Origin of the sequence: Nocardioides eburneiflavus (genome assembly GCF_004785795.1) — a bacterium.
Classification (GTDB): domain Bacteria; phylum Actinomycetota; class Actinomycetes; order Propionibacteriales; family Nocardioidaceae; genus Nocardioides; species Nocardioides eburneiflavus.
Window position 1 is genome coordinate 4,062,041 of record NZ_SRRO01000001.1, and the last position, 13,476, is coordinate 4,075,516.

At 69.2% G+C, this 13,476-nt stretch carries 12 protein-coding genes and 1 tRNA gene; 4 read left to right on the plus strand and 9 right to left on the minus strand.

Annotation, left to right across the window (positions count from 1 at the left end):
• Window positions 1-33: 33 nt before the first annotated feature.
• The 5 genes from EXE59_RS18995 to EXE59_RS19015 are packed head-to-tail and all read right to left on the minus strand — an operon-like array spanning window position 34 to window position 6,638.
• The gene (locus tag EXE59_RS18995; RefSeq protein WP_135840298.1) at window positions 34-825 is read right to left on the minus strand and encodes a hypothetical protein; all 792 of its coding nucleotides are present in this window, start codon (window positions 823-825) and stop codon (window positions 34-36) included.
• Entirely contained in the window at window positions 822-1,829 is a 1,008-nt protein-coding gene (locus EXE59_RS19000) for a membrane dipeptidase (protein WP_135840299.1), read from the minus strand. Before EXE59_RS19000 ends, EXE59_RS18995 begins: the two co-directional genes overlap by 4 nt.
• Window positions 1,826-3,556 (minus strand): hypothetical protein, encoded by a 1,731-nt coding sequence (locus EXE59_RS19005; RefSeq protein ID WP_135840300.1) that lies wholly within the window; start codon window positions 3,554-3,556, stop codon window positions 1,826-1,828. Before EXE59_RS19005 ends, EXE59_RS19000 begins: the two co-directional genes overlap by 4 nt.
• Window positions 3,553-5,019: an aldehyde dehydrogenase family protein gene (locus EXE59_RS19010; RefSeq protein WP_135840301.1), complete on the minus strand. Its 1,467-nt coding sequence runs from the start codon at window positions 5,017-5,019 to the stop codon at window positions 3,553-3,555. The genes EXE59_RS19005 and EXE59_RS19010 overlap by 4 nt, the downstream gene beginning before the upstream one ends.
• Window positions 5,016-6,638 carry a BCCT family transporter gene (locus tag EXE59_RS19015; protein ID WP_135840302.1) on the minus strand — a complete coding sequence of 541 codons (1,623 nt, stop codon included), beginning with the start codon at window positions 6,636-6,638 and terminating at the stop codon, window positions 5,016-5,018. Before EXE59_RS19015 ends, EXE59_RS19010 begins: the two co-directional genes overlap by 4 nt.
• Before the next feature lie 149 nt (window positions 6,639-6,787).
• Here EXE59_RS19015 and EXE59_RS19020 point away from each other — a divergent pair, with 149 nt between their 5' ends.
• Complete coding sequence (locus EXE59_RS19020) at window positions 6,788-7,678, plus strand: LysR family transcriptional regulator (RefSeq protein ID WP_135840303.1); 891 nt, start codon at window positions 6,788-6,790, stop codon at window positions 7,676-7,678.
• Window positions 7,679-7,773: 95 nt separating this feature from the next.
• Here EXE59_RS19020 and EXE59_RS19025 read toward each other — a convergent pair whose 3' ends face one another.
• Both EXE59_RS19025 and EXE59_RS19030 read right to left on the minus strand, forming a co-directional pair.
• Window positions 7,774-8,970, minus strand: coding sequence for a tyrosine-type recombinase/integrase (locus EXE59_RS19025; RefSeq protein ID WP_135840304.1), 1,197 nt, complete (start codon window positions 8,968-8,970; stop codon window positions 7,774-7,776).
• A 6-nt stretch (window positions 8,971-8,976) separates the two neighbouring features.
• The gene (locus EXE59_RS19030; protein WP_135840305.1) at window positions 8,977-9,207 is read right to left on the minus strand and encodes a helix-turn-helix transcriptional regulator; all 231 of its coding nucleotides are present in this window, start codon (window positions 9,205-9,207) and stop codon (window positions 8,977-8,979) included.
• Between the two features lie 454 nt (window positions 9,208-9,661).
• On the opposite strand from EXE59_RS19030, the gene EXE59_RS19035 reads away from it, so the two are divergent.
• The gene (locus EXE59_RS19035) at window positions 9,662-9,880 is read left to right on the plus strand and encodes a helix-turn-helix transcriptional regulator (protein WP_135840306.1); all 219 of its coding nucleotides are present in this window, start codon (window positions 9,662-9,664) and stop codon (window positions 9,878-9,880) included.
• 5 nt (window positions 9,881-9,885) lie between these two features.
• The gene (locus tag EXE59_RS19040; RefSeq protein WP_135840307.1) at window positions 9,886-11,067 is read left to right on the plus strand and encodes a tyrosine-type recombinase/integrase; all 1,182 of its coding nucleotides are present in this window, start codon (window positions 9,886-9,888) and stop codon (window positions 11,065-11,067) included.
• A gap of 104 nt (window positions 11,068-11,171) precedes the next feature.
• Here the strand turns inward: EXE59_RS19040 and EXE59_RS19045 are convergent.
• Window positions 11,172-11,245: transfer RNA gene (locus EXE59_RS19045), tRNA-Pro, on the minus strand.
• Between the two features lie 187 nt (window positions 11,246-11,432).
• Here EXE59_RS19045 and EXE59_RS19050 point away from each other — a divergent pair.
• Entirely contained in the window at window positions 11,433-12,089 is a 657-nt protein-coding gene (locus tag EXE59_RS19050) for a M23 family metallopeptidase (protein WP_135840308.1), read from the plus strand.
• A gap of 3 nt (window positions 12,090-12,092) precedes the next feature.
• Here EXE59_RS19050 and der read toward each other — a convergent pair whose 3' ends face one another.
• On the minus strand, window positions 12,093-13,472 hold the full coding sequence (der, locus tag EXE59_RS19055) for a ribosome biogenesis GTPase Der (protein ID WP_135840309.1): 1,380 nt from the start codon (window positions 13,470-13,472) through the stop codon (window positions 12,093-12,095).
• Window positions 13,473-13,476 lie beyond the last annotated feature (4 nt).

Sequence of the window (13,476 nt, forward strand, 5' to 3'; positions counted from 1 at the left end):
TGTGATCGCGTCGACTCACTCCAACACCCCGGGTCACGAGTCGGCCTCGGGGACCAAGAAGTGCTGCGCGTGCGATGCCACTACGCGCCAGGTCGCCCTGTCGACGTCAACGCCGTGCCGCGCGGCCGCTAGGCGGCGCTCGGCGCGCTGTCCCGGGGTGTCCCAGGTCAACCGGGCGAGGCTGGTTTCTGTGGTCCGGACTCCCGTAGCAACGACGAATCCCTCGAGTCCCACGAGATCGTCCGTATCCAAGAGGCTCACGATGGCGGCGGGATCCAGCTCGCCGTGGGCGAGGTTGCCTTCGGGGGTCGCCATCGTCACGAGGCTGGGCTCATGGGGAAGGAGCTGGATCGCGGTCACGCTCGTGCCGGTCATCCTGGCCGCGGCGAGGAGGGGGTCGTTCAGCATCGAGTCGACCGCAACTTCGGCGGAGGTCGTGACGACCGCGGGCTCCGTTTCTCCAGCGGCGAGGTCGATCACGTACGGGCCGACGCGAAGCCCACCCGAGCGTCCTGCGCAGTCGACTTGCAGGATCGTCCTCGCTCCTGCCCGGCGTGCGCAGCTCAGGCCCTCTCGGGGCCATGCGCCGCGAGCCAGGTCGGCGACCAGACCGGTGAGTCCCACCCCGGCGTGGAGCTCGGCGTGCAGCACCTGGCTCGCGCCGGTTGCTGCTTCGCCGGGACTCGCGCCGGCCGCCACGAGCGCACGGTAGGAGTACTCGCGGATCTCCCGGATGGCGACTCGGATATTGGCCCCAGTGAGCTGCGGCACCGTGTCCTCCTCACTGTCGAACGCTGATGCGTCAAGCGTGGTGCAGGTGTTCATGCCGGCCTCCCTGAAGCGAAGACATCATCGAAGAGCCGCAGCCAGTTCTCGCCCAGCACGCTTCTGACGGTCTGCTCGTCGAGGCCGGCTGAGACCAGTCCGTCGGTGACTTGTGGGAAGTCCTCGGGCCCCCGGAACCACTGTGGCCACTGCGGCCAGGTCGCGGGGGTGTCCTCGCGGGGTCGCCAGTGGCCGCTGCGCAGCCACTCGACGTAGTCGTCCCCCCAGTTGCGGGTGCAGTCGCTACCCAGGGCGACGTGATCGGGGCCGATCTCGTCGACCAGACGGCGCACCATCGCGCAGAACTCCTCGAGCCCGGTGGACGCACCTCCGAGCACGAGCGGGTACAGGCAACAGCCCACGACCCCTCCCGATGCGGCCACCGCCCGCAGGACCTCGTCAGGCTTGTTGCGCGGGTTGTCCACGAACCAGGTCGGGTTGGAGTGGGTGATAGCCACGGGCAGCTGGGACGTCTCGACAGCATCGAGCGACGTTCGGTTGCCGACGTGCGACAGGTCGATCAGCATGCCAGCGCGGTTCATCTCCGCAACCACGTTGCGACCGAACCTGGTCAACCCGCTGTCGTGGGGCTCGTAGCACGACCCGCCGACGGCGTTCTGGATGTTGTAGGTCAGCTGGGCGACCCGGACACCCAGGCGCGCGAACACCTCCACCAGCCGGTAGTCGTCGGCGAACGGGCTGGTGTTCTGGAAGCCGAGGACGACGGCGACCCGTCCCTCCTCCTTGGCCTTGCGGATGTCGTCGGCGGTCTCGGCGAGCACCATGAGGTCCTCGTGGCGCCGGGCGAACTGGTACCACTCGGCGACCGTCCGCAGGGTCTGGTCGGTGCCCTCCCACACGGCCGCGGTCGCGTTGACGCCGGTGACCCCGCCGGTGCGGAGCTCCTCCAGCACCTCGCGGCTCCAGTTGTTGATCTGGAGCCCGTCCACGACCACGGCGTCAGCGTGCACGCGGCTCGCGTCGACCCTCGGGTTCCCGCTCATGCGTAGGTCCTCTCGTCGGCCTCGGACGGCTGGGGGGTAAAGCTCCAGTCGTCGTCGGCGGTGCCGTCGACCAGGTCGGCCACCCGCGGAGCTCCCGAGAAGAGCGTCACCCGGAGCCAGTCGGTCGACTGGGGGTTGTAGTTGTCCATGCCGTAGACGGCGAGCTGGAGCCGCTGGACGTGGAGAGGCAGGAAATCCCCTGCCAGCAGGTTGGCGTGCAGCTCGGCGTACTCGAGGTCGCGGACCGACTGCACCCGGGCCACCGCGCCGCGGTGCCAGGGGTGGCCGAGCAGGAACTCCCCGACGCTGGTCGCAGCCTCGGCGCCAGCGAGGTCCAGGCTCAGTGCGTGCACCGCACGTGCGACATCGACGGCGTGCTGCACGCGCTCGCCAGGGTCCACCCCTGCGTACGCGCGCCGGGGCTCCTCGTTGTTGGCCGAGGAGTACCAGAAGCGCTCGGTCTGCGTCGGGTCGGTGAAGTCAAACTCACGCAGCCAGTCGTAGTCCGCGTCGATCAGCCCGCGGAGCTCGCCGCACCGCATCTTGGGATCGATGTCCCGACGCTCCTGACACGTCAGGCTGGCCTCGACGACATCGTCCAGGTCGTCGGCGAGCTCGGTGAGCACGGACGCGACCACCCCGCGCACCTCGGATCCGGCCGCCGCAGCGGCCTCGTGGAGGTGTTGCCACGGCTGGGCCTCGATCGCACCACCCATGGTGCCGTATGTGGCGTACTCGGTGAGCAGGTCCTGGATCGGGCGGAGGCCGGCCGCCAACTTGGCACCCGAGGTGTACGGCGTGGGCTCGGTGTCGCCCTGCTCGGCCAGGTAGCGCGCGGCTCGCTCGAGGAGGGTGCGGACACGAGGGACGTCCGGGCCGGTGCGGTCCACCGTCCGGGCCACGACGTCAGCCAGCGGCAGCTCGCGCAGGCGGATCCAGGCGTCGAGGACTTCAGGGTGGTTCACGACGTACGGGACCATGCCGAGTCCGGTCGCGTTGCCCAGGCCGAAGTAGCGGCGCCAGTCGCCGTCCAGGCGGACGGCGGTCTCGCTGCGCGCCGCGGCGCACCGCTCTGCCAGCTCGTAGCCCAGCTCCCGCAGCAGCCAGGCGGACAACATGTGTGCGCGGTAGGGCACCGCAAACGGGTGGCCGTGCTCGAAGCGCTCGAAGTCGGCGAGCCCGAACTTCCCGTTGCTGTAGAACGCCGTGCTGCGCAGCAGGTATGGCGACAACCCGAACACGCCCGGTTCCGGTTGCGCTCCGTCGGCGAGCCGGTCGACGACGTACTCGAAGAATCGTCCGCTGCGGTTGGCGCGGGTCCAGATCAACGTCCGCTCGTCGGCACGCCCCTGCTCCTGGCGGATGACCTCCGGCCGTAGCCGCGCGACGTCGTCGTCGTCGACGGCTCCGTCGACCAGTGCTGCGGTGACGTCCCAGGAGGAGGCGACGACCCGGTCCTCACGATCGGACTCGTCGATGGTCTGCGAGAAGGCCACGAAGCTCCACCGGTGACCCTCGGCGCTGACGTCGAAGACGACCACTCCGCAGCCGTGCTCGTCCAGGTCGGCGCGACCCAGCGTGATGTCCCAGCCGCCCGCAACGGCTCGGCGCACCAGTGAGCGCGAGAAGCTGTGGCGGGTGGCCCGGGCCCCACCGAGGTCGTCCGGCGAGAGGACGACGTCGGCCGGTCGCAGCGCGGCGTACGCCGACTGGACCTGCGCGGTCATGAGTCGGCCTCGGGAGCCAGCCGCACGTAGGCGGTCTTGCTGATCGTGAAGAACTCCGCGGCGGCGTCGCTGGCCTGCTCACGCGGCGCCGGGAACGACGAGTCGCGCAGACCGCCGAACGGTGCGTGGAGCTCTGACCCGGTGGAGGGTGCGTTGACCTTGATCAGGCCAGCCACGAGCTCGTCCACGCAGCGTCGGGCCGAGCGCTCGTCTCGGGTGAAGACCGAGGCGGTCAGCCCGAAGTCCGTCGCGTTCGCGAGCGCGATCGCGGAGTCGAGGTCAGGGACGCGAAGGACGGTCGCGACAGGCCCGAAAACCTCCTCCCGGCAGATCGTCAGCTCGGGAGGGCCGGCGAGCAGCGTGGGCTGGACCCAGTGGCCGGCCGCCTCGGGGACCGGCGCGGTCGCCAGCACCTGCGCGCCCTCGTCGACGGCCAGCTGCACAGCGCTGGAGATCTGGTCGCGGGCCTTGGCCGACACGACCGGCCCAAGTGCGATGCCGTCGTCGCTGCCGCGCCCGACGGTGAGCGCCTCGACGCGTTCGACCAGCAGGGCGACCAGCGCGTCGTAGCAATCGCCCACCGCGATCACGCGACGGGTCGCCGTGCACTTCTGCCCGGTGCTGCCCATCGCGGCGGCCACGATCGCGTCGGCCGCGGACGGAAGGTGCGCGTCGGGCAGCACGAGGGCGGCGTTGTGGCCACCGAGCTCCATCTGGAGCTTGGCGCCGCGCGGGATGACGACATCGCGGATCGTGTGGCCTACCGGGACTGATCCGGTGAAGGTCACCGCGGCGGTGTCGACGTGCTTCACCAGGCTGGCGCCCAGGTGGCCGGGGCCCAGCAGGAGGTTCAGGACGCCGTCGGGCAGTCCTGCCTCGACGAGGATCTCGGTGAGTGCCACCGCGAGGGCCGGGGTGAAGCTCGCCGGCTTCCAGACCACCGGATTGCCCCACAGGAGCGCGGGGGCGATCTTCCACACCGGGATCTGGAGCGGGAAGTTCCAGGGGGTGATGACGCCGACGACGCCGACAGGACGTCGGACGGTCCGGACGATCTCGTCTGGGTGCGCCGAGGGGTACGTCGCGCCGTCCGGCCGGCGCGCGGCGCCCGCGTGGTAGTACAGGGTCTCGATGGTCGCCCCCACCTCACCGCGGGAGTCGGTCAGGGACTTGCCCTGCTCGCGGGTCATCAGGGCGGCGAGCTCCTCGGCACGGTCCTCCATGATCTGCCCGGCGCGGCGAAGGACCTGACCTCGGCCCAGCAGGCCCCGTCGGTCCCAGCCGGGGGCAGCGGTGGTCGCGGCGCTCATCGCCTGCTCGAGCTGCTCCTCGGTGGCCGTGCGGTACTCCGCGACCGGCGCTCCGGTCGGCTCGGCGGGATTCTCACTGTGTTCCGGGACGCCGTCGCCGTCGATCCAGGCGCCGCCGATCAGGTTCTTGAGCTGCAGGGTGGGGGTGTTCATGCGTGGGCTTCTTCCTGGGCGTCGGTGAGGGGCTTCGTCGGTGATGCGGGGGTCGCCGACCGGGGCGGTGTGCGCCATGAGGAGAGTCCCTGCTGGACCGCCATCCGGTACACCATCACGGGCGCAGCGAAGACGGAGGGGAGCACGATCAGGCCGACCGGGACGGCCGTGACGACGATGAAGGACTGGAGGGCGGAGATCCCCCCGTCGCCGATGCTGATCAGCACCGCGGCCGCGGCGCCCATGAGCACGGCCCAGAGGGCGCGCATCCGGGAGCCGGCGTGGTCCTTGCTCGTGCAGGACTGGGCAACGGCGTAGGACATCGAGTCGGTGGTGGTGGCGACGAACATGATGGTGAGCAGCAGGAACCCGACGCTGACGAGCGTCGACAGTGGGAGGTCGCCGGCGATCGCCATCACCGCTGCGGGGAGTCCCGCCTCGTTGAGGGGGCCGGAGATCTCTCCGGGGTTGCGCTGCTCGAGCATGATCCCGGTGCCGCCGAGCACCGAGAACCACAGGCAGGTGGCCACGGGCGGTAGCACGGCGGTGCTGACGATCAGGTCGCGGACAGTGCGACCGCGGGAGATGCGCGCGATGAAGATCGCCATCAGTGGCGCGTAGCCGAGGAACCAGCCGAAGAAGAACACGGTCCAGCCGGACACCCAGGTCGGGTCACCCCGATAGAGGCTCATCCCGACGAAGTCGGTGACGTAGACGCCGAAGCCGCCCACGAAGGCCTGGAGGACGTACCAGGCCGAACCCAGCACGAGGACCGCCGCCATCAGCGCCAGCGCCAGCCAGACGTTGACGCGCGAGAGCAGCTGGATGCCGCGGTTGACACCGGAGACGACGGAGACGGCCGCGACCGCAGTCAGGACGGCGATCACCGCAAGCTGGACGCCGTACACGTCCGGGATGCCGAACAGCGATGACAGGCCGTAGGACACCTGGAGCCCCAGGAATCCGATCGGGCCAACCGTGCCGGCGACGACGGCGACGATGCACACGATGTCCGCGACCGTGCCGATCGGGCTCGTGACGACACGGCTCCCGAGGACCGGGTAGAGCAAGGTGCGCGGCCGCAGGGGCATCCCGCGCTCCGCAGCGTACATCATCACGATCGCTGCGAGGGAGCCGAGGATCGCCCACGCCAGGAAGCCCCAGTGGACGAAGCTCTGCGCGAGTGCCACATGAGCGGCGCTATCGCTGCCGGGGACGACATCGGTGAAGTACGGCGGCGCGTAAAGGAAGTGGTACATCGGCTCGGCCGCAGCCCAGAAGACGCCGCCCCCGGCGAGCAGCGTGCACATGATCATCGCGATCCACTTGAAACGGCCGAACTCGGGGGTCGCGTCACCGAAGCGGGCACGCGCCCACGGCGTCGCCGCGAGGACCAGGGCCACGACGAAGGTCGCGAGCATGAGCAGCTGCCAGTAGAACCCGAACCACTCGGCACTCTTCGTGAAGCCAGTCGTCACCCAGCCGCCGACCGTGTCCGGAACTGCGATGGCGCCGACGACGAAGACCAGGAGCATGCCGGCGCTCACTCCCGTCACGACCCAGTCCGCACCGCCGCTGCGAACCTCGGGGCCCTCGACCCTTCGGATGTCTGTACTCATTGCGCCTCATCTCCAATGACAGTGTCTCCGAGACGGCCGGGACTGTGACGGCCGTTACAGAGATGACGGTAAGTAGCCGTTACTCATTCAGTCCAAGACCTGTTCGACACTGATTGATTCACATTGGTCATTGGTGATAGAGCTGGCCCATGGAGCTTCGTCAGATGCGTTACGCCGTCGCAGTGGCCGATGAGCTGCACTTCGGCAGGGCGGCCGAGAGGCTGCTCGTCGCCCAGCCTTCGCTCTCTCGCCAGGTGCGAGACCTCGAGCGCGACCTCGGCGTCGAGCTGTTCGAGCGCACCAGCCGCAGCGTCAAGCTCACTCCAGCGGGCGTCGCGTTCGTCAACACTGCGCGGCGAGCGCTCTCCGCGGCGGAATCGAGCCGTGAGGCGGCCGTCGCTGCGGCCGCCGGGGTGCGCGGCACCGTGACCCTGGGCTTCGTGGCCTCCGCCGCGATCCACATCCTTCCCGATCTCGTACGACGGCACAGCAGCGCGCGGCCTGAGGTCCAGCTCGCCCTGCGCGAGATGACCACAGAGGAGCAGATCACCGCGCTCCGTGAGGAGGTCATCGACGTCGGGCTCAGCCGTGACCTGGAGGCTCAGGACGACCTGGACGTCCGCACTCTCCTGCGCGAGCCGCTGCTCGCCGTCGTACCGACGTCTCATCCCCTGCAGCACCGCCGCACCATCGGGATCGCCGACCTCGTGGGATCAGCGTTCGTCACCCTTCCGCGGGACCGGGTGCCGCGCGCCTGGGACCGGCTCGTTGTCCTGGCCCACGCCGGCGGCGTACGCCTTCAATTCGCCCAGGAGGCCAATCAGTTCGCCACCCTCCTGGCGTTGGTAGCGGCTGAGGTCGGGGTGGCGGTGGTACCAGCCTCCGTACGTGCCCTACGGCAAGAAGGCGTCCACTATCTCCGCCTGCGCGATGAGGGCGCATGGACGGACGTCTGCGCCACCGTGCGAAAAGGTGACACGAACCCGACAGCCCGAGAACTACAGGCAGTGCTCAAGGATCGATTCGACTCCACGCAGTAGCCGCGGAGCGCCCCCACTGGCGACGACATCGGATCGTCCGCGCCCTGCTTAACATCGCCGCGATTCGGCGCGGTGGCAAGACTGCGGGCGTGGGGCTATCGCTCGTCGTCTGCCCTGTGTGGGGCGAGTGCCTCGAGGATGTCGGCCGTCACCGGGTTCACCGCCTCGTCCGGCTCGATGTAGTGCTGCTTGGTGATCTTGGAGGAGGTATGGCCCAGCATCTCGGCCGCTAGCTCCGCTCCCCCGGCCCGGTCGAGGACGGTCGCGACGGTTCGTCGGAACGAGTGGGGCGTCACACCGTCGATGCCTGCATCCTCCAGCACCGCGCGGAGCCGTCGGCGGATGTTGTTCGTCGTGAGCGGCGTGCCGTTGCGGCTGAAGAAGATCAACTGGTCTGGTGCCTCTGACGCGATGCTTACCAGCCGTGCGCGCAGGACCTCGGCGGTGAAGGACGGCACGGAGACGGTCCTGGTCGACGTCATCGTCTTCGGGTGGGGCTGTCGATGCGTGGGCTTCCCCGCGGGCGACACGATCGTCCCGCACAGGCGAACGGTGGCAGGCGACCTCGTCACGTCCACGTCGCACTTGCGGATGGCGAGCACCTCGCCGATGCGGGCCGAGGTGCCCAGCATGACCTCGATGATCTGCTCCAGCTGCCCGTCCGGCGGCGGGCCGGGCACGCCGGCGCCGCGGCGCCACCCGCGGACGGCCCGACGGATCTCGTCGACCTGCTCGCTGGAGAGCGACATCGCCTGGGTGGGCGGCCTGCGGAGGCGAGCGGTGTCACGGACCGGGTTCTCGCGCATCGCGTCGTAGCGCACGGCAAGCCCGAAGGCGAGGCTCATCACGGTACGGGCCTGCTTGGCCATGCTGTAGCTCCTGGTCTTGGCGAGCGTCTTGATGAACTGGTCGACCTTGCGCACGCTGATCTCACGCAGCGCGTAGTGTTCGAACGCCGGCATGACGAGCTGACGCATGTTGCGCTCGTAGAGTGCCCGCGTGCTGGGGGCGAGCGCGTCCTCGAGGTCCAGGTCGGCGAGCCACACGTCGACGAGGTGTCGGAACGAGCTGGCAGGGGTGAGCTCGCCCTGCCGGACGGTCTGCTCGGTTCGCTCGGCCAGTAGCTCCTTGAGCTTGCGTTCGGCGGCCTTCGGGGTGGCGGCCGTCGCCTGGACGCGGCGCAGCTGCCCGTCGTAGTCCCGGAACCGGGTCAGCGCACGAGCCCGCCCGTCACTTGTCCTGTCGAGGTGGATCTCACCGAAAGTGCCGATCGGAGTGCGCGGTCTAACCACGATCGTTCACCCGCCGCTGGGCCCGTGCCCCGGCTCGGCCTCGCGCTGTTGATGCAGCCAGGCCAGGACGTCGGAGGTGGCGAAGCGGACGCGGCCACCGACCTTGATCGCGCACGGCCCCTTGCCGTCGGTGCGCCAGTCGCGGATCGTCGTGACGGGCACGTGGAGGTACTCGGCGAGCTCTTCGATGCTCAGCAGCGGCTCCAGGCCGCTCAATGGGCTGGTGGTGGTCTCCATGACCGTGAGGTGCACGCGGCACCCCGAGTGCTCCCGTGGGGATCCGTGAAGCCCCATGGCGATGCCCGCGGATCCTGCCGATGGCGGTGCAGCGACGGGGTTTCTGGCAGGTTTGTGGCAGTCGGATCAAATCTCAAATGCTTTCAGGCTCGGAGATCAACGATCTCCGAGCCTGAAACTTTGTAGCGGGGGCAGGATTTGAACCTGCGACCTCTGGCTAAGAGCGCAAAACACAGCAAGCGCGATCGCAACCCGACAACCGGCGTCACGGAGCAGCAGATGCTCCCCGCGAGGTCTTGCAGGTCGGGCTCAAGGACACCGTTCGCCCGGCGATGCACCTGCGTTCGGTCCAGAAGCTCGATTAAGGGTCAGTTCTCCACAGTCTCCGCGGTGAACCCTGCACACCTTCAGTTACGAGGGCAAACCTGTCCTCGTGATCACGAAGGAGCACACGATGAGTACCACCGTCGACACCAGCCACGAGAGCATGATCCTCACCATCGACGAGGCTGCGGCCTACCTCGCGATCCCGAAGGCGACGTTGTACACCTGGCGGACCCGCCGGGTCGGGTTCGGACCACGCGCCGTGAAAGTGGGCGGTTGCCTGCGCTACCGCCGCGCGGACCTCGACGCATGGATCGTCGAGCATCTCGAGCCCGCAGCAGGCGAGTAGGGGCCATGGCCAGGCCACCACTCCCCCTCGGCACGTGGGGGACCATCACTACCGAGAAGATCCGCGACGGCAGCTACCGCGCCCTGACGCGGTTCCGCGACCACGACGGCAACACCCGTCGCGTCACTGCGACTGGTCCGAGCAAGGCGGCCGCGGAGCGAGCGCTTCGAGACAAGCTGGGCACGCGCACCGCGCCAGCGGGCGAGCTCATCACCGCGGAGATCCGGCTGATCGATCTCGCCAACCTGTGGATCACTGGTCTCGAGGCTGAGGGTCGGATCGAGCAGACCACCATCAACGAGTACCGCCGGGTGCTGGACAACCTGGTGCTACCGAGTGTTGGCGGTCTAAAACTCCGCGAGGCCACCACGGGCCGGCTAGACCGGCTCCTGCTGAGGTTGCGTGATCAGAGCGTGAACCGGCAACGCAAGGCCAAGGTCGTCCTAGGGGCCATGCTCGACCTCGCGGTCCGACACGATGCAATCCCGACCAATCCGGCCCGTGGGACGAGTCGGGTACACCGACCCAAGCAGGAGACCAAGGCTCTGCGGGTCGAGGACTTGATCGAGATCCGCGCTGCCGTACGCCGGTGGGTCAACGCGGACCGCCCCGGACCCAAGGCCACCGGTGACATGGCCGACATCATCGACCTGATGCTCGCCACTGGTTGCCGCATCGGCGAGATCCTCGCCTTGCGCTGGAGCGACCTGGACCTCGATGGCGATCTACCCATCCTCACGGTGTCGGGCACGATCAAGACCGAGACCGGAAAGGGGACGTATCGGAAGCCCACTCCGAAGTCGGACGCCAGCCGACGAGCCGTGGTGCTCCCCCGGTTCGCGGCCGAGCTGCTCCGCGTGCGCCGGGAGTTCGCGACACCCAACGAGAACGACGCCGTCTTCGCCACCCGCAACGGCACCTGGCACCAGGTCGTCAACATCGAGCGTCGGTGGCGGCAGATCCGCAAGGACACCGGCTATGAGTGGGTGACCCCACACACGTTCCGCAAGACCGTGGCGACCGTGATCTCTGAGGCGACGACGTCCGAGCTCGCCTCGCGCCAGCTCGGACACTCCTCGAGCCAGGTCACCCGCGATCACTACATCGCAAAGCCTCCGGTTTCAGCCGACCTCTCCGAGCTCCTCGAGCGCCTCGCTGAGAGCGACGATACGAGCGCGGATTCATAGGCTGCGAAATCGTTTACGACTAGTAAACGACCATTCCGCGGTTCCACGTCAAAACGAGAACTGCCTCTGACCCGCGTTTCCGCAGGTCAGAGGCAATTTTTCGGTCGGGCTGACAGGATTTGAACCTGCGACCCCTTGACCCCCAGTCAAGTGCGCTACCAAGCTGCGCCACAGCCCGAACGCCTCCGGCACGAGGCCTGCGAAGCGAGTGGAACACTACCGCAGCCCCTCCGCCCGCGCGGAATCGACCCGCGCGCGTCATCCGGCCAGTAGTCCGAGTGGGCCATTTGCATCGATTCCCACCACGGCTCGGTGCTCCCGCCCGGAGGATGAACCGTCAACCTGTGGGGGTTCACGTGTCATCCATGCTGCACCGTGCCGGCGCGGTGGTCGCCGCGACCGCCGCCGCTCTGGTCCTCGGCGCGCCCTCGGCCCACGCCGCGCCCGAGGTCGCGGTGCGTGAGGACGGACGACAGCTGCGGGCCATCGAGCTCGCCCGCCAGGTCGCCGAGCGCCAGCAGGAGCTCGCGGCCCTCAACCGCCGGGCCGACGCACACGATCGCGCCCTGATCGGGCGCAAGGAGCTCCTGGCGAGGTACGGCTACCGTGGGGACCCGGACGCCGTGCGCGTCGTGCTGCCGATGGCGTCGTACGACCTCTCCGCGGGCTTCGGCCTGACCGGGCCGTTGTGGGAGGCCGAGCACGGCGGGCAGGACTTCAGCGCCGGCGCCGGCGAGCCCCTCGTCGCGGTCGCCGGCGGCGTGGTCACGGAGGTGGCGTACGCCGGCCCGTACGGGCTGCGCACGATCCTCGAGCTGCCCGACGGGACCGAGGTCTGGTACTGCCACCAGACCGACGTCACGGTCGCGGCGGGTCAGCAGGTCGAGGTCGCGGACGTCGTCGGCAGCGTGGGGTCGACCGGCAACTCCACCGGCCCGCACCTGCACCTCGAGGTCCGTCCCGCCGGCGGCAGCCCAGTCGACCCGATGGACTGGCTGCGCGCTGCGGGACTCACCCCCTGACGTTCACCGCTTGCGCTTCTCCCGCGGCTTCTGGTTGATCACGATCGGGGTGCCGGCGAAGCCGAACTCCTCGCGCAGGCGACGCTCGATGAACCGCTCGTAGGCCGCGTCGAGCTTGCCGCTGGTGAACAGCACGAAGGTCGGCGGCGCGGTCGAGGGCTGCGTGGCGAACAGGATCTTGGGCTGCTTGCCGCTGCGCACCGGGTGCGGGTGCTCGGCGACCAGCCGGCCCAGGAAGGTGTTCAACGCACCGGTGCCGATGCGCGTCTCCCAGCCCTCGAGCGCCTTCTCGATCGCGGGGACGAGGCGGTCGACGTGCCAGCCGGTGCGGGCGGTGAAGTTGATCCGGGGCGCCCACGTGAGCTGCACGAGGTCGCGCTCGATCTCGCGCTCGAGGTAGTAGCGGCGCTCCTCGTCGACGAGGTCCCACTTGTTGAAGGCGATGATCATGGCCCGGCCGGCGTCGCGGATGGTCTGGATGATCCGCATGTCCTGCTCGGAGACCGTCTCGCTGGCGTCGAGGACGAGCACGGCGACCTCCGCCCGGTCGATCGCCGTCGTGGTGCGCAGCGAGGCGTAGTACTCGTGGCCGGAGGCCTGGTTGACGCGCTTGCGGATGCCGGCGGTGTCGATGAAGCGCCAGGTCCGGTCCCCCAGCGTGATGAGCTCGTCGACGGGGTCGACGGTGGTGCCGGCCGCGTTGTCGACGACGACGCGGTCCTCCTTGGCGAGCATGTTGAGCAGCGACGACTTGCCGACGTTGGGCTTGCCGACGATGGCGATGCGGCGCGGACCACCGACCTCCTCGAAGGACTGCTCCGGGGTCTCCGGCAGCGCCGCGAGGATCGCGTCGAGCATGTCGCCGGATCCGCGGCCGTGGAGCGCGGACACCGGCCACGGCTCGCCGAGGCCGAGGTTCCACAGGCCGTACGCCTCCGCCTCGGTGCGGGCGTCGTCGACCTTGTTGGCGGCGAGCACCACGGGCTTGCCGGACGCACGCAGGATCCGTACGACCGCCTCGTCGGCGTCGGTGATGCCCACGGTCGCGTCGACCACGAAGAGGACGGCGTCGGCGAGCGAGACCGCCACCTCCGCTTGCCCGGCGATCCGCTCCGCGAGGCCGCGCGCGTCGGGGTCCCACCCACCGGTGTCGACCACCGTGAAGGAGCGCCCGTTCCAGTCGGCGTCGTAGGAGACGCGGTCGCGCGTCACGCCCGGCCGGTCCTCCACGACGGCCTCGCGACGACCGATGATCCGGTTGACGAGGGTGGACTTGCCGACGTTGGGACGGCCCACGACCGCCAGGACCGGCGTCGGTCCGGAAGTGTCGGTCGCGTCGGTCGGGTCGACGGACTCGACGCTGGTGGCGTCGTACTCACTCATGCGT

Coding starts and splice junctions, on each gene's coding strand:
- EXE59_RS18995 (WP_135840298.1), bottom strand. CDS start 825: ATGAACACCTGCACCACGCTTGACGCATCAGCGTTCGACAGTGAGGAG.
- EXE59_RS19000 (WP_135840299.1), bottom strand. CDS start 1,829: ATGAGCGGGAACCCGAGGGTCGACGCGAGCCGCGTGCACGCTGACGCC.
- EXE59_RS19005 (WP_135840300.1), bottom strand. CDS start 3,556: ATGACCGCGCAGGTCCAGTCGGCGTACGCCGCGCTGCGACCGGCCGAC.
- EXE59_RS19010 (WP_135840301.1), bottom strand. CDS start 5,019: ATGAACACCCCCACCCTGCAGCTCAAGAACCTGATCGGCGGCGCCTGG.
- EXE59_RS19015 (WP_135840302.1), bottom strand. CDS start 6,638: ATGAGTACAGACATCCGAAGGGTCGAGGGCCCCGAGGTTCGCAGCGGC.
- EXE59_RS19020 (WP_135840303.1), top strand. CDS start 6,788: ATGGAGCTTCGTCAGATGCGTTACGCCGTCGCAGTGGCCGATGAGCTG.
- EXE59_RS19030 (WP_135840305.1), bottom strand. CDS start 9,207: ATGGAGACCACCACCAGCCCATTGAGCGGCCTGGAGCCGCTGCTGAGC.
- EXE59_RS19035 (WP_135840306.1), top strand. CDS start 9,662: ATGAGTACCACCGTCGACACCAGCCACGAGAGCATGATCCTCACCATC.
- EXE59_RS19040 (WP_135840307.1), top strand. CDS start 9,886: ATGGCCAGGCCACCACTCCCCCTCGGCACGTGGGGGACCATCACTACC.
- EXE59_RS19050 (WP_135840308.1), top strand. CDS start 11,433: ATGCTGCACCGTGCCGGCGCGGTGGTCGCCGCGACCGCCGCCGCTCTG.
- der (WP_135840309.1), bottom strand. CDS start 13,472: ATGAGTGAGTACGACGCCACCAGCGTCGAGTCCGTCGACCCGACCGAC.